Genomic DNA, 22,039 nt, shown 5'->3' with positions numbered 1-22,039 from the left:
GGTTTAACACGCCGCCGCGGCCTCAGCCCCAAACCCGGACCACAACCCCGCCATTGCAACGCCGGGGTTCCTCACAGAGATCGCCACGTCGCTCCGCTCCTCGCGATGACGCCGCTCCTTACCCCCGTCATTGCGAGGCGCCGAAGGCGACGAAACAATCTCCTGAAGCTCGCGAAGCGTCGGGTTCGAGAGCTCCAGTGGTCTCGGACGGAGATGACTCGCTGCGTTCGCCCTTCGGGCCGGCCTGCGGCCGTTCAACGCGCTTCGCGCTTTTGTGCCACGGCGCCGGCGGCCCCTCGCAATGACTGCCCCGGGAACTGGCACCACGCGTCCAATCCGTTAGCATACCGCGCATGGAATGGATCGATATCTGCTTTAACCTCACCCACGAATCGTTCAACAAGGAACGCGACGAGGTCCTCGAACGCGCCCGCGAGGCCGGTGTCTCCTGGATGCTGATCACCGGCGCCGACGCCCACCAGAGCGAAAAGTGCCTGGAGATCGCCGACCGCTACCCGGACTGCTGCCGCGCCACCCTGGGCGTGCATCCACATCTCGCCAAACAGTGGACCGACGCGATCGCCGCCCGGTTCAGTGACCTCGCCCGTGCGGACGCCAACGTGGTCGCCATGGGCGAGATGGGTCTGGACTACAACCGGGACCACTCGCCGCGCCCGCAGCAGCGCAGCGCCTTCGAGGCCCAGCTGGAGCTGGCCGCCGACCTCGGCCTGCCGGTGTTCCTGCACGAACGCGACGCCCACCACGACTTCGCCCAGATCCTGCGCCGCTGGCGCGACAAGGTGCCGGCGGCCGTGGTGCACTGCTTCACCGGCGAGGCCGACGCCCTGGCCGAATACCTCGACCTCGACTGCCACATCGGCATCACCGGCTGGGTCTGCGACGAACGCCGCGGCCACCACCTGCACCCGCTGGTCCCGCGCATCCCGCGCGGCCGCCTGATGATCGAGACCGACGCCCCCTACCTCCTGCCGCGCAGCCTGCCCAAGGGCACCGGCAAGAAGATCGGCAACGGCCGGCGCAACGAGCCCGCCTTCCTCCCCCACATCGGCGAATACGTGGCCAAGCTGCGCGACGAGCCAAGCGAAGACCTCGCCGTCCACACCACCGCCACCGCCCGCGCCTTCTATAACCTCCCCGAAACCGCCGGTGTCTGAAACACCGGACAACGACCCGACGCCACGGGTGGCGCTGGTCACCGGCGCCGCGCGCGGGATCGGCCTCGGCATCGCCGGGCGCCTGGTGCAGTATGGCTGGCAGGTGGTACTGACCGACCTCGACGGCGCCGAATGCGAACAGGCCGCCGCGCGCATCGGCCCCGCGGCCCGGGCGATGACGCTGGATGTCCGCGACGAGCAACAGGTCCGCGAAGCCATTCGGCGCACGGAGGAATGGCACGGCGGACTCGATGCGCTGGTCAACAATGCCGGCATCAGCGACCCGCACTCCGGGCCACTGGAAGAACTGGAACTCGCCGACTGGCAGCGCTGGCTGGACACCAACCTCACCGGTGCCTTCCTGCTTGGCAAGCATGCCCTGCCGCTGCTGCGCCGCCGCCATGGGGCCATCGTGAACATCAGCTCGACTCGCGCCCTGCAGTCGGAGCCACACACCGAGGCCTACGCCGCCAGCAAGGGCGGCCTCGACGCCTTCACCCACGCCCTGGCCATCAGCGCCGGGCCGGATGTCCGCGTGAACACCATCCGCCCCGGCTGGATCGACGCCCGCAGCCCCGACCAGCAACAGGCCGAGCCCCTGTCCGCACAGGACCACGCCCAGCACCCGGCCGGGCGCGTCGGCCAGCCCGCCGACATCGCCGCCCTAACCGCCTTCCTGCTCGGGCCGGACGCCGGCTTCGTCACCGGCCAGACCTGGACCGTCGACGGCGGGATGACCCGCCGGATGATCTACACCGACTGACCCCCGCCCAAAAGCGGAAACGAAAACGCCCCGGAACGACCCGCGTTCCAGGGCGTTGACGGCCTCCCAGTGAATCAGCCGGGAGGCGATCGCGTCAGTCGAAGGTGCGCGAGCGGAGGATCTCCGGGCGCAGGAAGTCCTTCTCGCCGGTGTTGTCGTGATCGCCCAGCAAGTGCCCGTCCACCTCGCGCACGGTCCCGTAGAGGGTGCGCCCGTGGAAATTGGCGTGCTTTTCACGGGTCTCGTGAACATCACCGGTGTAGCGCGGGTCCTGCGGGCGTTCGTGACTGTTCATGTAGAACGCCACATCCCAGGCCTCCTGGTCGCTGAGCGAGTTCGGCTGGCCCAACGGCATGTTGTGCTTGATGAAGGCCGCCGAGGTATTGATCCGCGACATCCCGGCACCCCAGTTGTAGGAACCATCTCCCCACAACGGCGGGAAGACCACCTGGCCGTCCTGCTTCAACCCCTGACCGTCCTCTGCATGGCAGATCGCGCAGCTCTGGGCATAGACCGCCTTGCCGCGCTCGTAGTTAGGCTCCTGTTCCGGCTCGGCCACCGATCCATAGCCACGCCCGTAGATCTCCTGGTCCGGGTAGACCGGTGCACCCTTGGCCAGCCACTGCATGTAGGTAGTGATGGCCAGCATCGTGTCGCTGCCGTACTCCGGCGGATTGCCATTCATCGAGTAGGTGAAGCAGCCGACCACGCGTTCCTCGAGGCTGTTCACCTGCCAGTTCTTGCCGCGGTAATCCGGCAGCGTGATCGCGGCCGGCCACAAAGCGGCACTGAACGGCTGGCGCCCGGCATCCATGTGGCAGCTGGCACAATTCATGTCGTTGAACACATGCTGGCCGCGCAGTTGCTGGGTATCAACGAACAGGTCATGACCGCGCCGGACCACGTCCTTGAGTTCGGGACTCATGGCGGCATCCTCGAGATCCTGAAGCGTCGGCGGGATATGGACGAGCTGGCCCTCCTCCGGCTCGGCATAACCGAGGGCGAACAGGGGCTTGTATTCGTCCCAGGCAGCGCTCGCGGCACCGGCCAGCAGGACGGCCGCGCCCGTCGTCAGCGTGAGCTTGCGAATCTTCATTCCGTATCCCCTTGTGCCGACGTGACACGTTGACGGGCCAGCCAGGCCGAGACGGCCCGGATGTCCTCATCGCTCATGCGCTTGGCGATCGCAGCCATCAGGCCCTGCGGATCGTTGTCGCGCTCGCCCTCCTGCCACTGTCGCAGTTGACCGGCGATATAGCCGGCATGCTGACTCGCGATGCCCGGGAACACATCACCGGCCCCGGCATTGCCCGGGCCGTGGCAGCTCTGGCAGCTGACGATGTACTGGTTCCAGTCCCCACGCCGCGCCAGCTCCTCGCCGCGCGCCAGGGTGGCGTCATCCACGTCGTCGCCCCCCTCGGCCTGGGTAACCGGAAGCTGGGCGTAGTACGCAGCGACATCGGCTACAGCCTGATCATCCAGCATATTGGCGAACGCGGCCATGGTGCTGTTCCGGCGGCGGCCTTCCTGGTAATCCTTCAGTTGCCGCGCGATATAGCCTTCGGACAGACCGGCCAGGCGCGGCCAGGATTCGCCTCCCGGAACGTTCTGCCCGGAGCCATCGGCCTGATGGCAGGAAACGCAGGTCTGCGTCAGACCCTCCCCGCGCTGCGGATCACCTTCAAGGCCATCGACGGCCAGTGCCGGCGTCCCCGCGAGGCCGAGACCGAGGAGGAGGGCCAACCCTCCGGCAAGCTGTTTCTTTTTCATATGTGCTGTCCTTGGTCATGAGCCGCTATGCGCCGAAAGAGGAGTCACCGAACAGTCACCACGATCATCGGGCGAACCCAGAAATAACAACTAAAGAATATTCTCAATTCAGCATAAAGGATACGTCCTGCGGTTAGAGACAGCCGGGTTCTTGATGCAGATCAAACCTCTCCCACACAGGGGCCTACGCCAAGGCGTAGATGGGGCAGCACATCCCTGGCTACTGGCCTGACTACTGGCTGAACTAGCGCCGAATCGCGCCAGTGCCGGCAAGGGCTCCAAAGTGGCGCGGTACCTGCGAACCGGAACCATGCCGTAGCATGACCCGTCTGATCGCAACGGGAACAGGGAGACAGAGCATGAAGACTTCGGTGATTCTGACGGTGATCGGGCCGGACCGGCCGGGGCTGGTCAGCGCGGTGGCGGCGCGGGCGCGGGCGGCGGGCGGCAACTGGCTGGAGAGCCGCATGGCGCAGCTGGCCGGTCAGTTCGCCGGGGTCGTGCTGCTGGAGGCCGAGGCGGATGCCGCGGACCAGCTGGAGGCCGCACTGCGCGAGCTGGAGGGGGACGGTCTACAGGTCCAGATCCAGCGCGGGAGTGAGCTTCCGGCACCGCCCTGGCACCGGGTGATGCTCGATCTGGTCGGACACGACCGGCCGGGGATCGTGCAGGACATCACCGCCATCCTCTCGCGCCACGGCGTCAGCGTGGAAACCCTGGATACGGCCTGCAAGCCGGGCTCAATGACCGGCGAACCAATGTTCCACGCGCAGGCGCAGCTCGGCGTCCCCGAGGACCTGGATCTGGACACCCTGCAGGACGCCCTCGAGGCACTGGCCAACGAACTGATGGTCGACCTCGAACTCCACGACCCGCAACACGAGCCGCCCGAGGCAGCCTGACCTGGAATCCGAGCAAGCTCGATACCCCTCGCCCGTAACGAGCGCGCCGGAAAGCCGCATCAGGGTGCGGCGCGGTGGCGGCGGGCGGCGTCGAGGCGGCGGACGAAGTCCTGCATCAGGGTGGTATAGAGCGTCTCGCCGAGGACCTTGTCCTCGATGCCGGCGTCAAGGTTGGGGTTGTCGTTGACCTCGATCACCATCACGCCGCGCGGGGTCTGCTTGAGGTCGACGCCGTAGAGGCCGTCGCCGATCAGGTTGGCGGCCTTGACGGCGGTCTTGACCACCGCCGCGGGCACGTCGGCCAGGGCCTGGGTGCGAAAGCCGCCCTCGCGCGCGCCGCCCTTGGCGTCGTGGTTGACGATCTGCCAGTGTTTGCGCGACATCAGGTATTGCGAGGCGTACAGCGGCTGGCGGTTGAGCACACCGATGCGCCAGTCGAATTCGGTGTAGACGAACTCCTGGGCGAGGATCAGATCGCTCTCCTTGAGCAGGCGCCGGGCGATGGATTCCAGCTCGCCGCGGTCGTTCGCCTTGAATACGCCGCGCGAGAAGCTGCCGTCCGGGATCTTCAGCACCACGGGATAGCCGATCGATTCCTCCGCGCGCAGGATGGTCTCGCGGTTGAGAATCACCGTCTTCGGTGTGGGCACGCGATGGGCGGCCAGGCGTTCGGCCAGGTAGACCTTGTTGGTACAGCGCAGGATGGAGTCGGCATCGTCGATCACCACCATGCCCTCGGCCTCGGCCTTGCGCGCGAAGCGGTAGGTGTAGTGGTCGATCGCGGTGGTCTCGCGGATGAACAGGGCATCGAACTCCGCCAGCCGCGGCAGGTCGCGCGCCTGGATCAGCTCGACATCCATCCCCTGCTCCTGTCCAGCGCGGACGAAGCGCTTGAGCGTCGCCGGCGTGGACGGGGCCAGGGCCTCGTCCGGGTTGTGCAGGATGGCCAGCTCGTAGCGGGCGCTGCGGGCCTCGCGCCGGCGGCGCCAGGGCTTGGAGAGGTAGCGCTCCAGGGCGGCAAAGAAGGCCGGCTCCTGCTCGGGCTCGAGCGCGTTGAGCGCGAACGGGCGCAGGGCATGGATCTGCCACTGGCCCTGCAGCCGGAACTCCACCCGGAACATCGGCGCGGGGAACAGGGCGAACAGCTGCCCGGCGATCTCCTGCAGCGCCGGCTCGGCGCACTGGCCGAACAGCACGGTCAGTTCCAGCCGTTCCGGATGCGTGCCCTGGCGGCTGCGCCCCAGTACGCGCGCCACACGTTCATCCAGTTCTTCGGTGTCCAGGCTGTAGATCGACTTGCGCGACAGGTCCTGCAGGGTGCGCACGCTGGGGATCACCCGATGCCCGCGCGCCTCCGCCAGCAACGAGCCGTAGTAGCCCGCCGACAGGTAGCGCTGGCTGCGGCACAGGTTGATCACCCGCAGGTTGGCCGGGTCGTCGACGGCCGGGCCGCGCAGGTAGTCGTCGATGGCCATCACCGGCAGGTCGGGGAAGTGCGGCTTCCAGTCCGCCCGGCGCTCGACCAGGATGCGGTGCTCAGGCATGCGCCACCCCTGGCGTCTTGCGTGGGCCGACGATCACCGCCGCCTGCAACCCCGCGCGTCCATAGCGCGCCATGCGCTCGAAGGCCGCGCGGGCGATCGGCATGTTGACCGAATCCAGCGCGCGCCCGCCCTGCTCGGTATCCACGAACGGGTCGTGCACGTAGACAAAGCGCTCGTCGAACCCGGTGACCGTGACCCAGTGCGGGAAGCGCTCGGCGTACAGCCGCACGCTGCTGATCAACACCACCGGCACCCCGCCCTCGGCAGAGCGTGCCGCCAGCTGGGCCACGTTCACCGGACCATGCACCACGGGGACCCCGAGCTGCTCCAGCTCCTCGATCATCTCTTCCTGCACCAGTTGCATGACTTCCTTTTTCTCCACGCTGCGCACCGAATCGGCAAACGCCACGCCGCGATCGCGCACCAGCAGTTCCACCTCGAACCCGCGATGGGCGGCCGCCAGCGCCAGCCCGTAGGGACCGCAACCGCCGTGGCCGGAGGTCATGAATATGGTGGTGGCATCGCGCCACAGGCGCAGCTCCAGGCGCCGGTCCAGCTTCAGGTCCGGGTCGATGGCGCGCATCGCCATCATCAGCGCGGCCGGGCCGCAGGTGAACTCCAGCGTCTGCGCGTAGTACGGTGCGCGCACCAGCGCCGGATCGGGACCGGGCGCCAGCGACTTCTGCAGCCGCAGCGCATCCATGTGGTCCTCGTAGTAGTCGTCGATGGTGCCGAAATCGCGATACCCCAGCCCCCGGAACAACGCCTGACTGGCCGCGTTGTCACGGCGCACTTCCAGGCGCAGATCGGTCCGGCCGTGCTCCCGCGCCACATCCTCCGCCGCCTCCACCAGGCGCCGCCCGAGCCCTTGCCCACGTGCCCGCTCGCTGACCGCGATGGAGTACAGCCGCGCCAGCGACGTACCCCGGCTGAACAGCAGCATCACGTAGCCGAGCAGCCCCTCACCGCCGGGCCCCTCCGCCACCAGCGTGGCCGCATGCCCGCGCGTGAGGAGGTAGCGAAACTGCCGCCGCGAGATGCGATCGACCTCGAACGCCGCCTGTTCCAGCGCCACCAGCGCCTCCAGATCCTCCAGCGTAGCCGCACGGATCAGGGGCGATTCCGTTGCGGGCGCGACCCGTTGCTTGACGTGCTGGCTCACGCTCCTCTCCCGGCGGCTGCCCGATCTCCATCGTAGCGCAACCACCGCGTGCGAATAGCGCGTTGCAACGGGAATGCTTGCCGAGGTCGCGGCCGCTACAAACCCAGCGCGCCGGCCAGCTCGTCCAGGCCCCGGATGGTAGCGGTGGGTTCCCCGCCCCAGGGATCGAACAGCCCCTGCCCCGCCCGGTCGAGCCAGGCCGTGCGCATACCCGCGGCCTGCGCGCCGATCACGTCAAACGGGTTGCCCGAGATCAGCCAGGCAGCCATCGGCAATACATTCGCCCGCTGGAGGAAATGCCGGTACACCCGTGGATCGGGCTTGAAACAGCCGATCTCGTCCACGCTGACGACATCCTCGAAGCGATCGTCCAGACCGGCGTGGCGCAGCAGCTCATCCACCGTCTCGGCCCTGCCGTTGCTGAATGCGAACAGGCGGTGGCCGTCCGCGCGCAGGCGATCCAGGGCCGGAGCCGCATCGGTAAAGGCGGGGAGCTGGCGATAGCGCAGCAACAACGCCACCTCCTGCTCAGGGTCGAGCTCGATATCCAACGCCTGGCAGCAATAGCGCAGCGCCTGCTCGGTACAGGTATCGAAGTCCGCATACGCCCCCATCAGCCCACGCCGGAAGGTGTATTCGAGCTGCTTCTCGCGCCAGGCACGCGCCAGCACAGGTGCCCGCTCGCCGATCCAGCCTTCGAGCGTCGCCACAATCCCCTGCGTATCGATCAGCGTCCCGTACACATCGAACGCCAGTGTCTGTCGCATCATCACCTCCCAGGAGCGGGAACCACCTGCTTCATGCCGGCCACAATGGCGCCCTCTCGCACTACCATGCCAGTATGAGCAGACACCTTGCTCCGGCCATCGCCCACAGCGATGTCACGAGGATGATGACATGAAGATCAAAGACCTCATCGACGAAGCCGAGTCCCTACCCGTGGAGGACCGCGCCCTGGTAGTCGATTCTCTCCTGCGCAGCCTGAACCCGCCCGATGCGGATGTAGACCGAAAATGGGCGGAAGTCTCCCGAAAACGCCTGGAAGAGATCCGGTCGGGCACGGTCGCGGCCATTCCGGGCGAGCAGGTCTTCGAGAAGATACGGCACCGGTTTCAACGACGCTGTTCTGATTCTCGCCATCATGCACCTGCATCGTGATCCGGACTATTGGAAGACCCGCGCACCGGGCGCGTAATCCCGGCCTTCCGGGCACGGCAGCCATGCGACCCACAGAGGATCTGGACATGCGTTGCCGACACGGCAGACTGGACACGTTGACCCACCATTCGAAGCACTGGAGTCGTCGATGACCATGCAGGAGACCATTAGCCGGAAACTGGAGGAACGCTTTGCGCCCGAGCATCTGGAGGTGGTGAACGAGAGCCACATGCACAACGTGCCGCCGGGTTCGGAGTCGCACTTCAAGGTGACCGTGGTATCCGAGGCCTTTCGCGATCAGAAACTGATCGCGCGGCATCGTCTGGTGAACCAGGCCCTGGCCGACGAGCTGGCCGGGGGCATCCACGCCCTGGCGCTGCACACCCTGGACCCGGACCAGTGGTTCGAGCGCGCCGGAAAGGTCGCGGATTCCCCGCCCTGCATGGGCGGCGACGGCGGCGCGAAGGCCTGAGGTCTTGTCGGTCACTGCCACCCCCACGGCCCACTCGGCCGTGGACGCCATTCTGCGCGCGCGGCTGGAATCCCCCGGGCTGATGGACCTGCTCGGCCAGATCGAGGCGAGCCTGAACGCGGCGGCCTCGCACCCGCCGCTCGCGGGTGTCTCCGAGCACCTGGGCCCGGACCGCCATATCGTACTCTGGCTCATCGACGGCTTTGCCGCCCGTTACCGCCGCCACACGCCGCTGTTGGGCGCGGACCACGTGACCGATCTGGAGACTGTGTTTCCCAGCACTACGGCCACCGCGATCACCAGCATCCTGACCGGCCGCCACCCCGCACGGCATGGCCTGCTCGGCTGGCATACCCGCCTGGCGGCCGCCGAACGCACCCTTACGGTACTGATGGGCCAGGAGCGCGGCGCCGACGACCACCCGGCCACGCTCGGCTACCGCGAGCTGACCGGCCGCGTGCAGCCCGACCGCCTGGGCGACCGGCTTGACTGCGGCATGACCTTCATCGGCCCGGAATGGATCGGCGGCACGCCCTACAACCGCATGATGAGCCGCGGCGCCGACTTCATTGGCTTCGAGGACCTCTCCGAGCTGCCGGCGCGGGTGGCCGCGCACGTGAACGCGACGCCAGGCCCCCACTTCACCTACGTCTACTGGTCGGAGCTGGACCATCTGGGCCACGAGTACGGCCCGGACAGCCCGGAGGTGGAGCGCCACCTGAAACAGCTGGACCTGGCCTACACCGCCACCTGCGCGCAGATCCAGCGCCCCGAGAGCGTGTTCCTGACCACCGCCGACCACGGCATGCGCACGGTCGAACGCCGCCTGGACCTCCGCGAGCATCCGGCGGTACAGGCCTGCCTGCGCCACCGTCTGACCGGCGAGCCACGCGCCGCCCTCGCCCACATCCGAACCGGACAGCACGCTGACTTCCTGCAGGCACTGGAGCGGGCGTTCGGTGACGATGTCCTGGCCATCCCGCAGGCCGAGTGGCTGGGCCACGGGACCCTCGGCCCCGAGCCGCAACACCCGGAACTGCGCGCGCGGGCCGGCGACTACCTGCTGCTGCCGGTCGAGGACGCCTACCTGGTGGACCCGCCGGCCGACGACGAAGGGCCGTTCTTCGTTGGCGCCCACGGCGGCCTGTCCCCGGAGGAACGGCATATTCCCCTGTTTCTTCGGAATATCGGCCAGTCGCGGTAAACTGCCGGGTTCTGTGTCAGTCAAACCGACTGGCGCTGGCTAAACAAGACTGTCCCGAGACCCCATGAACGACACCACCGACCAGACCTACAACAACGCCGCCCAGCACCTGATCGAGCTGGCCAACCGCCTGGCGGATGACGGCCAGGCCGACGAGACCGGTGATGTTGCCGACGGCCTGCTGGCCGGTGCGATCCACTTCTGGCTGTACAGCCGCCAACCCTGCGGCGACCCGTTGTGCGAGGACTGCGCCCCGTTCGCGGATGCTGAAAGCCGGCTGGCCATGCTGCACGAGCTGATCGACGAGCTGGCGCGCGACAGCGACTACTTCCACTCCACCACCGACAGCACCGTCGGCCACGCCTGACCCGCCAGCTCGGGGCCCCAGCCGATGCCGGTCACGCCCTTTCGTCCCGCGACCGACACCTGGTTTCGCGAGGCCTTCGAGCAGGCCACTCCCATCCAGTCCCGCGGCTGGCCCGCGATCCGCGCCAGCCACCACTGTCTGCTGATCGCTCCGACCGGTAGCGGCAAGACCCTTGCCGCGTTCCTGAGTGCAATCGACCGCCTGACCGGCGAGCCGGCCCCGGAACCCCGCACCGGCTACTCGGTACTCTACATCTCGCCACTGAAGGCACTGGCCACCGACATCGAGCGCAACCTGCGCGCCCCGCTGACCGGCATCACGCGGACCGCCGCGCGCCTGGGCGACCAGTCGGCCCGCGAACCCGTGGTGCACATCCGCACCGGCGACACCCCGCAGGCCGAGCGCCGCGCCCAGGCGCGCGAACCCGGCGACATCCTGGTGACCACGCCGGAGTCGCTCTACCTGCTGCTGGGCTCGAAGGCCGCGGAGAACCTCGAATCCATCCATACGGTAATCATCGACGAGGTGCACGCCCTGGCCGGGAACAAGCGCGGCGCGCACCTGGCCCTGTCGCTGGAACGCCTGGCCGAGCGCTGCGGCGAGGACCCGCAACGCATCGGGCTCTCCGCGACCGTGCATCCAATGGAGGTCGCGCGCGGCTTCCTCGGCGGCAACCGCGAGGTGGAGGTGATCGACGCCGCCGAGGCCCCACGCCTGGATCTCGAGATCCTCGCCCCGGAGGAGCCGCCAGCGGCACACGCACCCCCCACCCTCGAAGCGTCCGAAGGCGCGGACACCATCCCGTCCGGCTCCATCCTCGGCGCGGTCTACGGCCAGGGCACCGGACCACTCCCGGGCGGGGGCGGCGACCGCGCCGCGCGCCTGGAGCCGCGCCTACTGGCCGCGATCCTGGAACACCGCTCGACCATCGTGTTCGTCAACAGCCGCGGGCTTTGCGAGCGCCTGGTCCAGCGCATCAACGACGCCTGGCGCGAACAGCAGGCCGAGGCCACCGACAAGGAGGACCTGGTCGCCGCGCACCACGGCAGCGTCTCCCACGAGCGCCGCGCGGAGATCGAGGGGCGACTGAAGACCGGACGCCTGCGCGGCATCGTCGCCACCAGCTCGTTGGAACTGGGCATCGACATGGGTGCGGTGGACCTGGTGATCATGGTCGAGTCGCCCGGCTCGGTTGCCCGCGGCCTGCAGCGCGCCGGACGCGCCGGGCACGGGGTCGGCCAGGTCTCGCGCTCGCTGCTGCTGCCGCGCTTTCGCGGCGACCTGCTGGAATGCGCGGTGATTGGCGAGCGCATGCAGGTCGGCGCGCTGGAACCGATCCATGCCCCGCACAACCCACTGGACGTACTCGCCCAGCAGCTCGTCGCGATGGTCTGCGAACGCCCGCGCACGGTGGACGAGCTGCACGCGCTGGTGCGCCGCGCCGCACCCTGGCGCGAGCTGTCGCGCCCGCTGCTGGAGGCGACCCTGGATATGCTCTCCGGCCACTACCCCAGCACCGACTTCGCCGACCTGCGCCCGTGGCTCGCCTGGGACCGCGCCCGCGACGAGCTGACCCCGCGCCGGGGCGCGGCGCTGGCCGCGCGCCTGAACGCCGGCACCATCCCCGACCGCGGCCTGTACGGCGTGCATGTCGGCGAGGGCGGCCCGCGCATCGGCGAGCTGGACGAGGAGATGGTGTTCGAGCTGAAGACCGGCGAGAACGTGACCCTGGGCGCCAGCACCTGGCACGTGGAGGCGATCACCCGCGACCGCGTGCTGGTCTCCCCCGCCCCTGGCGAGGTCGGCAAGCTGCCTTTCTGGCACGGCGACGGCCCCGGCCGGCCGATCGAACTCGGGCGCGCGATCGGCGCAGCGACCGAACGCCTCGCGCGCATGGACCGCGCCGAGCGCACGACCTGGCTCAAGGACCACGCCCCGCTGTCGGAGGCGGCGGTCGAGACCCTCGGCGACTACATCGACGAACAGCGCGAGGCCACCGGGCAGCTCCCGTCGGACAAGCGCATCGTGGTCGAGCGCTTCCGCGACGAGGTCGGCGACTGGCGCGTATGCATCCTGACCCCGTTCGGCGCCCGCGTGCACGCCCCCTGGGCGCTGGCCCTGCAGGGGGCGCTGACCAGCACGTCCGGTTTCGAAGTGCAGGTGATGTACACCGACGACGGCATCGTGCTGCGCCTGGCGGACAGCGAGGACCTGCCGGAGCTGGACAGCCTTTTCCCCGACCCGGAGGAACTGGAGGAGACGGTCACTCGCGAGCTGGGGAACTCCACCCTGTTCGCCAGCGCCTTCCGCGAGAATGCGGCCCGCGCCCTGCTTCTGGTGCGCAACCGCCCGGGCCAGCGCACGCCGCTATGGGCCCAGCGCCTGAAGTCGCAGCAGCTGCTCGCGTCGGTGCGCGAGTACGCGAGCTTCCCGGTGGTGCTGGAGACCTACCGCCAGGTGCTGGCCGACGTGTTCGATCTGGACGCCCTCCGGGAGATCCTGCGCGGGGTGCAGGAGCGCCACATCCGGGTGCACGAGGTGGAAACGCCACGGGCCTCGCCGTTCGCGCGCAGCCTGGTATTCGCCTACGTCGCCGCCTACATCTACGAGCAGGACGCGCCGATGGCCGAACGCAAGGCGCAGGCGCTCACGCTCGATCGCGGGATGCTGGCCGAGCTGCTGGGCCAAGCCGAGCTGCGCGAGCTGATCGACCCCGATGCCCTGGCCGAGCTGGAGGCCGAGCTGGCGCACACCACCGAGGCGACACAGGTCCGCGACGCCGACGAGCTGCATGACCTGCTGCGCCGGGGGGGGCGACCTGACGCGGGAGGAGATCGAAGCCGCAGCGGACGAAAACCCCGCACCCTGGCTACAGACCCTGGCCGACGGGCTGCGTGCGGTCGAGGTCCGAATCGCCGGCGAGCCGCGCTGGATCGCGGCCGAGGACGCTGCCCTCTTTCGCGACGCGCTCGGGGTCGTGCCACCACCCGGCCTGCCCGCCGGTTTCCTCGAGCCGCCGCAACGCCCGCTGGAACAGCTGCTGCGCCGCTACGCCCGCACCCATGGGCCATTCCGCGTCGAGGAGCTGGGCGTTCGCTACGGCCTCGCGCCCGGCGCGCTGCTTCCGGCGCTGGAGGCGCTAGAGAGTGCCGGCGTGCTGCTGCGCGGCGAGATCCGCCCGCAGGGCCAGGGCGAGGACTGGTGCGAGCTGGACATCCTGCGCCGGCTGAAGCGCCGCACCCTGGCCCGCCTGCGCGACGAGGCGGCGGCGGTGGACGCCCGCGCGCTGGGCCGCTTCCTGCCCGCCTGGCAGGGCCTGAGCGAGCCCGGGTCAGGCATCGGCACCCTGCGCGAAGTGCTCACGCAGCTCGAAGGCGTCGCCCTGCCCTGGTCGGCCTGGACCACCCATGTGCTGCCGATGCGGGTGCGCGACTTCTCGCTGGACGCGCTGGACCGCATCACCGCGTCCGGCGAGTTCGTCTGGGTGGGCAGTGGCGCGCTGGGCCAGAGTGACGGGCGCATCCGCTTCCTGCGCCGCGAACAGGCGATGGTGCTGCTGGAGCCGGACACACCCGAGGCGGAGACACCGGCCCGCGACGACCCACTGGCCGAAGCCATCCTGGAGACGCTGGACCGGCGCGGCGCCTGCTTCTACATGGAGCTGGAACGCGCAGCGCGCGAGGCGCAGCCGGACGCCCGCCAGGACATGATCGAGGCCGCGATCTGGGATCGGGTCTGGGCCGGGCAGATCACCAACGACACCTTTGCCCCGCTGCGCAGCCTGGGCCAGCGTAAGCCCAGCTCGCGCGGCCGGCGGCGCCCGGGCCAGGGCCTGGCCGGCGGGCGCTGGTCCCGGGTGGCCGACCTGATCGATCCCGGCGTGTCGCTGACGGAACGCGCTCGCGAACAGGCCGAGAACCTGCTGGCACGCTACGGCGTGGTCAGCCGCGAGATGGCGCGCGCCGAGGGGCTGCCGGGCGGCTTCGGCCGCGTGTACCCCGTCTACCGTGCGATGGAGGACGCCGGCAAGCTGCGCCGCGGCCACTTCGTCGAGGGCCTGACCGGCGCCCAGTTCGCGCGCGCCGGCGCGGTGGACCGCCTGCGCGCGCTGGAACGCACGGCCGACGCCACCCCCGAGCCGCAGTGGCTGGCCAGCGTCGACCCGGCCAATCCCTGGGGCCAGCTCCTGCCCTGGCCGCAGCCGCCGGAGGCCGCCGAGGGCCGCCTGCGCCGCGTGGCCGGGGCGCTGGTCGCGCTGGCCGGCGGTCAGCCGCTGCTCTATCTCGCCGCCTCCGGCCGCCAGCTGTTCGTCTGGGAGGCGATCCCCGGCATCGACACCGCGGAGGAACACGCCACCCTGGTGACCGACGCCATCCGCCAGCTCACCGGCAGCGGCAGCCGCTGGCTGCCCAAACGCCGCGGCATCACCATCGAGAGCATCAACGGCGAACCCGCCCGCCAGTCCCCGTTTACGGAGGCCCTGCGCGCTGGCGGTGCCATGGGCGAGGTCCGCGGCCTGCGTCTGGAACCGCCCGCCGGCCGCCGCTGAGACGCCGCACCGGGAAAGAGCCAGGAAAGGCTCTTCGCCACAGAGGGCACGGGAGGACACGGAGAAATGCGCAGGGCTGTCAGGGGCTACCGCCGCTCTTGCGCACCGGCCCGGCAGCGCCCCCTTGTCATCCCGGAAACCGCGCAGCGGTTATCCGGGATCTCCGCGGTGTGATCCGGCCGAACGTGGAGGGCAGGATTTGCGTCGGAGATCCCGGCTCTTCGCTGCGCTGCGGCCGGGATGACCTCCGGTTTTCCGAGTTCGGGACAGGGCGAACGAAAACCGGGCCTGGTGCCCCGCCTTCATCCGATCTCGCCGCGTCTTCCGCGATGGCAAGACCCCTTGTGCGACCCGCTTAGCCTGTTCCGGAAGGTAACCACTCCGCGCATTTCTCCGTGCCCTCGGTGGTGCAACCAAAAGGCGTGGCGCCGGAAAAAGCGTCAGGCGGCGAGGGCCTGCCCGAGCGCGGCGAGGAAGGCGTCGTTCTCGTCGGGGCGACCGACGGTCACGCGCAGACAGTCCGCGAGAAGCGGATGCGCGCGGCCGACGTCCTTGATCAGGATCCCGGCGTCGCGCAGGGCCGCGAAGGTCGCATGCCCCGCCCCGGCGCGTACCCGGAACAGGATGAAGTTCGCCTGGCTGGGAAAGACCTGCTCGACCCCCGTCGCCCCGGTCAGACGCTCGCTCAGGCGGTCGCGTTCCTCGATGATCCCGCGCGCCTGCGTGTCCAGCGCCTCGCGGTGCTCCAGGGCGAAGGCCACCGAGCGCTGGGTCAGGGTGTTGATGTTGTACGGCAGGCGCAGGCGATCCAGCGCATCGATCCAGGCCGGCGTGCCTGCCAGATAGCCAAGCCGTGCACCGGCCAGCCCCAGCTTGGAGACCGTGCGCATCACCATCAGGCCGTCATCCTCGCCGACGCATTTGAGGAAGCTGTGCGCGGCGAACGGGGCGTAGGCCTCGTCGACCACCGTGACCCCGGGGTTCTCGTCGACGATGGCCTGTACGGTCGCGGCATCGTCCAGCGTCCCGGTGGGATTGTTCGGGTAGGCGAGGAACACCAGCGCCGGGTTGTGCTCGGCCATCGCCGCGCGCATCGCGTCGAGGTCCAGGGTGAAGTCCGCGTTCAGGGGGACACCGATGAACGGCACCCCCAGCGCTCGGGCCAGCACGCCATACATCACGAAGGTCGGCTCCGGCGCCAGCACCGGACGCCCGGAACCCGCCACCGCCGTGATCAGGATCTGGATGAGTTCGTCCGACCCATTGCCGAACATCAACCCGGCAGCCTCGGGCACACCGTGGGCGGCGCGCACCTGTGCGGCCAGACCCAGTGCCTGGGCGTCGGGATAGCGGTTCAGCTGCGGATCACGCAGGGCCGCCAGCCAGGCGTCTTCCAGCTCCCCCGGCCAGGGATGCGGGTTCTCCATCGCGTCCAGCTTGATCAGGCCGGTCGCGTCGGCCACCTGGTAGGCCGGCTGCGCCAGCACCTCCGGGCGCATCAGGGCGTCCGGGGTCCGGGTCGCACGGGCGGTCATCGACTGCGCAGTTCGGCGGAGCGCGCGTGGGCGATCAGGCCCTCGCCGTGGGCCAGCGCCGCGGCGGTCTCGCCCAGCTTGGCCGCACCTTCGGCCGAGCAGTGGATGATGCTCGAACGCTTCTGGAAGTCGTACACGCCCAGCGGCGAGGAGAAGCGCGCGGTGCGCGAGGTCGGCAGTACGTGGTTGGGGCCGGCGCAGTAGTCGCCCAGGGCCTCGGAGGTATAGCGGCCCATGAAGATCGCGCCGGCGTGGCGCAGCCCGGCATCCAGCATCGCCTGCGGGTCGGCCACCGACAGCTCCAGGTGCTCCGGGGCGATGCGGTTGGCGACCGCGACGGCCTCGGCCGAGTCGCGCACCTTCACCAGCGCGCCGCGCTTGTCGAGGCTGGTGCGGATGATCTCGGCGCGCGGCATTTCTTCGAGCAGACGGTCCATGGCCTCGGCCACGCGGTCAAGAAACGCGTCGTCCCAGGACAGCAGGATGGACTGGGCCTGCTCGTCGTGCTCGGCCTGAGAGAACAGGTCGGCCGCGATCCAGTCGGGGTCGGTCTCGCCGTCGCAGACCACCAGGATCTCGGACGGACCGGCGATCATGTCGATGCCGACGGTGCCGAACACCTCGCGCTTGGCCGCGGCCACGAAGATATTGCCGGGACCAACGATCTTGTCCACCGCCGGGATCGTCTGGGTGCCATAGGCCAGCGCGGCCACGGCCTGGGCACCCCCCACGGTAAACACGCGATCCACGCCGGCCACGGCGGCCGCGGCCAGCACCAGATCGTTCAGCTCACCGCCCGGGGCGGGCACGACCATGACCAGCAACTCGACGCCGGCGACCTTGGCCGGGATGGCGTTCATCAGCACGGAGGACGGATAGGCCGCCTTGCCCCCGGGGACGTACAGGCCCACCGAGTCCAGCGCGGTCACGCGCTGGCCGAGGACGGTGCCGTCCTCGTCGGTGAAGTCCCAGTCCCGCATGAGCTGGTGCTCGGCGTAGCGGCGGATGCGTGCGCTGGCCATCTCCAGGGCCTTGCGCTGCTCCGCCGGGATCGACTCCAGGGCGGCCTGCAGCCGGTCGTGCGGGATCTCGAGATCGGACACCGCGGCGCGGTCGAGACGGTCGAACTTGGCGGTGTAACGAAGCACCGCGGCATCGCCCTCGGTGCGCACCGCGCCGAGGATCTCGTCCACCGCGTCCCGCACGCCGGTGTCGGCAACGGATTCCCAGGACAGCAGGTTCTCCAGGGCCTGATCGAAATCGGGCTGCTGGGTATCGAGTCGGGCAATGGATGGCATGTCGGGCTCCTCGTTCAGGCGGGTACGGCAGCCTTGCGGCGCGCGCGCACGGCATCGGCCAGCAGGCGCAGGGTGGCCTCGCTGTCGTCCCAGCCCATGCAGGCATCGGTGATGCTCTGGCCATATTGCAGCGGCTTGCCGGGCAGGATGTCCTGGCGACCACCGGTCAGGTGGCTCTCCAGCATCACGCCCATAATGCGCCGATCGCCGCCGGCAATCTGTTCGCCCAGCACACGCGCGACCTCGATCTGCTGCTTCGGGTCCTTGCGGCTGTTGGCGTGACTGCAGTCCACCATCACCGACTCCGGCAGCTCGGCCATGCGCAGTTCCTTGCAGGCCTCTTCGATGCTCGCGGCGTCGTAGTTCGGCTGCTTCCCGCCGCGCAGGATGATGTGGCAGTCGTCGTTGCCGGTGGTGGAGAAGATTGCCGAGCGGCCCGACTTGGTCACCGACAGGAAGTGATGCGGGCGCGAGGCAGAACGGATCGCGTCGATCGCCACGCGCAGGCTGCCATCGGTGGAGTTCTTGAAGCCCACCGGGCAGGACAGACCGGAGGCCAGCTCGCGGTGCACCTGGCTTTCGGTGGTGCGCGCACCAATCGCACCCCAGGCGACCAGGTCCGCGATGTACTGCGGGCTGATCAGGTCGAGGTATTCCGTCGCCGCCGGCATGCCCTTCACCGCCAGATCGCGCAGCAGTCCGCGCGCCACGCGCAGGCCCTTGTTGATATGGAAGCTGCCATCCAGATCGGGGTCATTGATCAGACCCTTCCAGCCGACCGTGGTACGCGGCTTTTCGAAGTACACCCGCATCACGATATGCAGCGCGTCGGAGAGTTCTTCGCGCAGGGTCTTCAGGTGATCGGCATAGTCCAGCGCGGCGTCCACGTCGTGGATCGAGCAGGGGCCGACGATCACCTGCAGGCGGTCATCCTCGCCGCGCAGGATGCGATGGCAGGCCTGGCGGGCCTCGAACACGGTGTTGGCCGCCGCATCGGTGATCGGCAGTTCATCGCGTACGGTGTCCGGGGCGGACACCTCCTGGATTTCGCGGATTCGCAGGTCGTCGGTATCGGCGGTCATGGGGTTCTCGATTACGTCGTCGCGGGGGTGACGGCCTCCCGCAGGCCCTCGATGAGATTTTGAATGGTTCTATGTCGCATCTTCATGGCTGCCTGGTTCACGATCAACCGGGAACTAATGGGGGTAATCAGTTCCAGCGGTTCCAGGCCGTTGGCCTTGAGGGTGTTGCCGGTATCCACCAGGTCGACGATGTAGTCGGCCAGGCCCACCAGCGGTGCCAGTTCCATCGAGCCGTAGAGCTTGATGATATCGACCTGGCGGCCCTGCTGGGCAAAGTAGTTCTGCGTGATGTTCACAAACTTGGTGGCGATGCGCAGGCGTTGCTGCGGGTCCGGTTGCTGGCCCGGGCGCCCCGCCAGCATCAGACGACACTCGGCGATATGCAGATCCAGCGGTTCGTACAGCCCGGCCGCGCCGTGTTCCATCAGCACGTCCTTGCCGGCCACGCCGATGGACGCCGCGCCGTGCTGCACGTAGGTGGGCACGTCGGTCGCGCGCACCACCACGATCTTCACGTCCTCGCGGTTGGTGTCGAGGATCAGCTTGCGCGTCTCGTCCGGATCCTCCAGCAGCTCGATCCCGGCGCTGGAAAGCAGCGGCAGGGTGTCCTTGAGGATGCGGCCCTTGGACAGGGCGATGGTCAGGGCGTTGGGATCCATCATGGGTCAGGCGTTCGTCCGGTTCCGTGTGAGTCGCAGCTTCAGACCGGCTCGCGACGAATGGTCGCGCCGATCTGGCTCAGTTTTTCCTCGATGCATTCGTAGCCGCGATCGATGTGGTAGATGCGGTCCACCTCGGTCTCGCCCTCGGCCACCAGGCCGGCGATGATCAGGCTCGCCGAGGCACGCAGGTCAGTCGCCATCACCGGCGCACCGACCAGTTTTTCCACGCCCTCGACGATCGCGGTATTGCCCTCGATGGTAATGTGCGCGCCCATGCGCTGCAGCTCCAGCGCATGCATGAAGCGATTCTCGAACACCGTCTCGACTACCGATCCGGTGCCCTCGGCCACGGTGTTCAGCACCATCATCTGCGCCTGCATGTCGGTCGGGAAGGCCGGGAACGGCGCGGTGCGCAGGTTCACCGCCTTCGGACGGCGGCCCTCCATATCCAGCTCGATCCAGTCCGGCCCGGTCTCGATGCGAGCGCCGGCCTCGACCAGCTTGGCCAGCACCGCGTCCAGCAGCTCCGGGCGGGTATTGCGGCAGCGCACGCGCCCACGGGTGACCGCGGCGGCGACCAGGAAGGTGCCGGTCTCGATACGGTCCGGCATCACGTCGTATTCGCAGCCGTGCAGGCGCTCCACGCCCTGCACCCGAATGGTGTCGGTGCCGGCACCCTGGATCTTCGCGCCCATCGCGGTCAGGCAGTCCGCCAGATCGATGACCTCTGGCTCGCGCGCGGCGTTCTCGATCAGGGTCTCGCCCTCGGCCAGGGTGGCGGCCATCAACAGGTTCTCGGTACCGGTTACCGTCACCTGGTCGAAGACCACGCGCGCGCCCTTCAGGCGGTCCGCGCGAGCGTGGATGTAGCCGCCTTCCACCTCGATCTCGGCCCCCAGGGCCTCAAGACCCCGCAGGTGCAGGTTCACCGGGCGCGAACCGATGGCGCAGCCGCCCGGCAGGGAGACCTCGGCCTCGCCGAAGCGGGCCAGCAGCGGCCCCAGCACCAGGATGGAGGCGCGCATGGTCTTTACCAGATCGTACGGGGCGACGCACTGGGTCAGCGTGGTCGGGTCGACCTCGATGCGCATGCGCTCGTTAACCGTAAGGCTGACGCCCATGCGGCCGAGCAGCTCCATGGTGGTGGTCACGTCCTGCAGATGCGGGACGTTGCCAATGGTCATCGGCCCGTCCGCCAGCAAGGTGGCGGACAGGATCGGCAACACGGCGTTCTTGGCCCCGGAGATCCAGACCTGACCCTCGAGTCGGCGACCTCCGGTAATGATCAGTTTGTCCATGGGATGCCCGGATTGACCGCCGAACCGACCGTGGTTCGGCGAAACGCGCCATGATAACGAATCCGCGCCGGGCTCGCCCGTTCGCCCGCCGCCGGCACGACTCAGGCGACGGAACGGGCGGCGGAGTCGGTGATAATCGACTCCAGGTCGTACAACTCCAGTAACGGGCGCAACCCCTCGGGGAGGGGCTCGAAGACCAGGGTGCGGCCCTGCTCGCGGGCGCGACGCCAGAGGATGACCAGGAACGCCACGCCGGCGCTGTCGATACGACCCGCCTGCGTCAGGTCCACCCGAGCGTGTTCCGGGAGATGCGCCGTCAGCCCGCGGGCCCGTGCCTCCAGCCCGGCCACCGTCGCGAAGGTCAGTGGCCCGCTGACGACCAGACCGCCTTCATCCGCCCGGATCTGTGCATCGCTCACCGGTCCCCGGCCCCGTTGTCGGGGGTCACGTCGCCTACGGCATCCTCGATCAGCGCCTCGTCGCCATCTTCCAGGCGTTCGATCAGCGCCTCCAGGCCGTCGCGGTTGATCTCCTCGTTGAAGCGGGTACGAAAGTTGCCGACGAAGCTGAGCCCCTCGGCCTCGACGTCGAAGACCTTCCATTCGCCGTTCACCGGACGCAGACGGTAGTTGACCTGGATGTTCGACTGGCCGGAGCCCATCACCACCTCGGTGGCAACCACGGCCATGCGCTCGTCCTGGCGCGAGCGCCGCTCGATGACGCGCACGTCCTTGTCCAGATGATCGGCCAGTTGCACCCCGTAGGCCTGCAGCAGCGTGTTCTTGAAGGCCTTGGCGAAGCGGTTTTGCTGCTCGCTGCTGGCATCGCGCCAGTGACGTGCCAGGACCAGACGGGCCATCCCGTTGATATCCACGCCGGGCAGGATCTCCTCCTCGATCACGCCGATCACGAAGTCAGGATCTTCCTGCGCACGCGCCTCGTTTGCCCGCAGCTTCTCGTAGACCGCGTCGATCGACTGCTTGATGAGCTCGGCGGGGTTTTCTTCGGCCTGGGCGGGAGCCGCCAGGATCAGGACCAGCAGCGCCAGCGGCAGGATCAGGATTCGTTCATGCAACCATTTCATGTCTCTTGCTCCCG

19 protein-coding genes and 1 pseudogene are annotated in these 22,039 nt (G+C 68.8%); 8 read left to right on the top strand and 12 right to left on the bottom strand.

Translation table 11 applies throughout. The features are described from left to right. Window positions 1-353: 353 nt before the first annotated feature. Both F622_RS0107915 and F622_RS0107910 read left to right on the top strand, forming a co-directional pair. Complete coding sequence (locus F622_RS0107915; protein ID WP_018168250.1) at window positions 354-1,175, top strand: TatD family hydrolase; 822 nt, start codon at window positions 354-356, stop codon at window positions 1,173-1,175. Then, on the top strand, window positions 1,168-1,938 hold the full coding sequence (locus tag F622_RS0107910) for an SDR family oxidoreductase (RefSeq protein WP_026330488.1): 771 nt from the start codon (window positions 1,168-1,170) through the stop codon (window positions 1,936-1,938). The genes F622_RS0107915 and F622_RS0107910 overlap by 8 nt, the downstream gene beginning before the upstream one ends. A 94-nt stretch (window positions 1,939-2,032) precedes the next feature. Here F622_RS0107910 and F622_RS0107905 read toward each other — a convergent pair whose 3' ends face one another. Together F622_RS0107905 and F622_RS0107900 are read right to left on the bottom strand one after the other, a co-directional pair. Next, on the bottom strand, window positions 2,033-3,034 hold the full coding sequence (locus F622_RS0107905; protein ID WP_019563222.1) for a c-type cytochrome: 1,002 nt from the start codon (window positions 3,032-3,034) through the stop codon (window positions 2,033-2,035). After that, window positions 3,031-3,708 (bottom strand): c-type cytochrome, encoded by a 678-nt coding sequence (locus F622_RS0107900; protein WP_019563223.1) that lies wholly within the window; start codon window positions 3,706-3,708, stop codon window positions 3,031-3,033. Before F622_RS0107900 ends, F622_RS0107905 begins: the two co-directional genes overlap by 4 nt. A gap of 359 nt (window positions 3,709-4,067) precedes the next feature. On the opposite strand from F622_RS0107900, the gene F622_RS0107895 reads away from it, so the two are divergent. Next, the gene (locus tag F622_RS0107895) at window positions 4,068-4,610 is read left to right on the top strand and encodes a glycine cleavage system protein R (protein WP_019563224.1); all 543 of its coding nucleotides are present in this window, start codon (window positions 4,068-4,070) and stop codon (window positions 4,608-4,610) included. Window positions 4,611-4,669: 59 nt separating this feature from the next. On the opposite strand, the gene F622_RS0107890 is transcribed toward F622_RS0107895, so the two are convergent. The 3 genes from F622_RS0107890 to F622_RS0107880 form a co-directional block, all read right to left on the bottom strand. Continuing rightward, on the bottom strand, window positions 4,670-6,154 hold the full coding sequence (locus F622_RS0107890) for a RimK family protein (RefSeq protein ID WP_019568170.1): 1,485 nt from the start codon (window positions 6,152-6,154) through the stop codon (window positions 4,670-4,672). Beyond that, the gene (locus F622_RS0107885) at window positions 6,147-7,316 is read right to left on the bottom strand and encodes a GNAT family N-acetyltransferase/peptidase C39 family protein (protein WP_019571656.1); all 1,170 of its coding nucleotides are present in this window, start codon (window positions 7,314-7,316) and stop codon (window positions 6,147-6,149) included. The genes F622_RS0107890 and F622_RS0107885 overlap by 8 nt, the downstream gene beginning before the upstream one ends. Before the next feature lie 95 nt (window positions 7,317-7,411). Beyond that, window positions 7,412-8,083: a haloacid dehalogenase type II gene (locus F622_RS0107880; protein WP_026331555.1), complete on the bottom strand. Its 672-nt coding sequence runs from the start codon at window positions 8,081-8,083 to the stop codon at window positions 7,412-7,414. A gap of 130 nt (window positions 8,084-8,213) precedes the next feature. Between F622_RS0107880 and F622_RS13805 the strand changes: the two genes are divergently transcribed. The 5 genes and pseudogenes from F622_RS13805 to F622_RS13410 all read left to right on the top strand — a co-directional run bounded on the left by F622_RS13805 (window position 8,214) and on the right by F622_RS13410 (window position 15,066). Then, window positions 8,214-8,474 (top strand): addiction module protein, encoded by a 261-nt coding sequence (locus F622_RS13805; RefSeq protein WP_081620867.1) that lies wholly within the window; start codon window positions 8,214-8,216, stop codon window positions 8,472-8,474. Between the two features lie 148 nt (window positions 8,475-8,622). Further along, entirely contained in the window at window positions 8,623-8,946 is a 324-nt protein-coding gene (locus F622_RS0107870; RefSeq protein ID WP_018176172.1) for a BolA family transcriptional regulator, read from the top strand. Window positions 8,947-8,950: 4 nt separating this feature from the next. After that, a complete protein-coding gene (locus F622_RS0107865) occupies window positions 8,951-10,150 on the top strand; it encodes an alkaline phosphatase family protein (RefSeq protein WP_019568173.1) in 1,200 nt (399 codons plus the stop codon). A gap of 64 nt (window positions 10,151-10,214) precedes the next feature. Beyond that, entirely contained in the window at window positions 10,215-10,517 is a 303-nt protein-coding gene (locus F622_RS0107860) for a hypothetical protein (RefSeq protein ID WP_018144508.1), read from the top strand. 24 nt (window positions 10,518-10,541) lie between these two features. Beyond that, a pseudogene (locus F622_RS13410) lies at window positions 10,542-15,066 on the top strand (DEAD/DEAH box helicase). A gap of 440 nt (window positions 15,067-15,506) precedes the next feature. On the opposite strand, the gene hisC reads toward F622_RS13410, so the two are convergent. The 7 genes from hisC to F622_RS0107820 all read right to left on the bottom strand — a co-directional run bounded on the left by hisC (window position 15,507) and on the right by F622_RS0107820 (window position 22,025). Next, window positions 15,507-16,601 carry a histidinol-phosphate transaminase gene (gene hisC / locus F622_RS0107850; RefSeq protein ID WP_019571654.1) on the bottom strand — a complete coding sequence of 365 codons (1,095 nt, stop codon included), beginning with the start codon at window positions 16,599-16,601 and terminating at the stop codon, window positions 15,507-15,509. After that, window positions 16,598-17,899, bottom strand: coding sequence for a histidinol dehydrogenase (hisD, locus tag F622_RS0107845; protein WP_019568176.1), 1,302 nt, complete (start codon window positions 17,897-17,899; stop codon window positions 16,598-16,600). Before hisD ends, hisC begins: the two co-directional genes overlap by 4 nt. 14 nt (window positions 17,900-17,913) lie before the next feature. After that, on the bottom strand, window positions 17,914-18,981 hold the full coding sequence (locus F622_RS0107840; protein ID WP_018168264.1) for a 3-deoxy-7-phosphoheptulonate synthase: 1,068 nt from the start codon (window positions 18,979-18,981) through the stop codon (window positions 17,914-17,916). Window positions 18,982-18,992: 11 nt separating this feature from the next. After that, window positions 18,993-19,643, bottom strand: a complete 651-nt coding sequence (gene hisG, locus F622_RS0107835; RefSeq protein ID WP_018144513.1) for an ATP phosphoribosyltransferase — start codon at window positions 19,641-19,643, stop codon at window positions 18,993-18,995. Window positions 19,644-19,681: 38 nt separating this feature from the next. Continuing rightward, a complete protein-coding gene (gene murA / locus F622_RS0107830) occupies window positions 19,682-20,941 on the bottom strand; it encodes a UDP-N-acetylglucosamine 1-carboxyvinyltransferase (RefSeq protein WP_018144514.1) in 1,260 nt (419 codons plus the stop codon). 101 nt (window positions 20,942-21,042) lie between these two features. Further along, window positions 21,043-21,360 carry a lipid asymmetry maintenance protein MlaB gene (locus F622_RS0107825; protein WP_019563233.1) on the bottom strand — a complete coding sequence of 106 codons (318 nt, stop codon included), beginning with the start codon at window positions 21,358-21,360 and terminating at the stop codon, window positions 21,043-21,045. After that, on the bottom strand, window positions 21,357-22,025 hold the full coding sequence (locus tag F622_RS0107820; protein WP_019563234.1) for a phospholipid-binding protein MlaC: 669 nt from the start codon (window positions 22,023-22,025) through the stop codon (window positions 21,357-21,359). The genes F622_RS0107825 and F622_RS0107820 overlap by 4 nt, the downstream gene beginning before the upstream one ends. Window positions 22,026-22,039 lie beyond the last annotated feature (14 nt).

This window comes from Thioalkalivibrio sp. ALMg3, assembly GCF_000381225.1.
Lineage (GTDB): Bacteria > Pseudomonadota > Gammaproteobacteria > Ectothiorhodospirales > Ectothiorhodospiraceae > Thioalkalivibrio > Thioalkalivibrio versutus.
The sequence above is the reverse complement of the archived record's forward strand: the minus strand, read 5'-3'. Positions and strand labels throughout refer to the sequence as shown.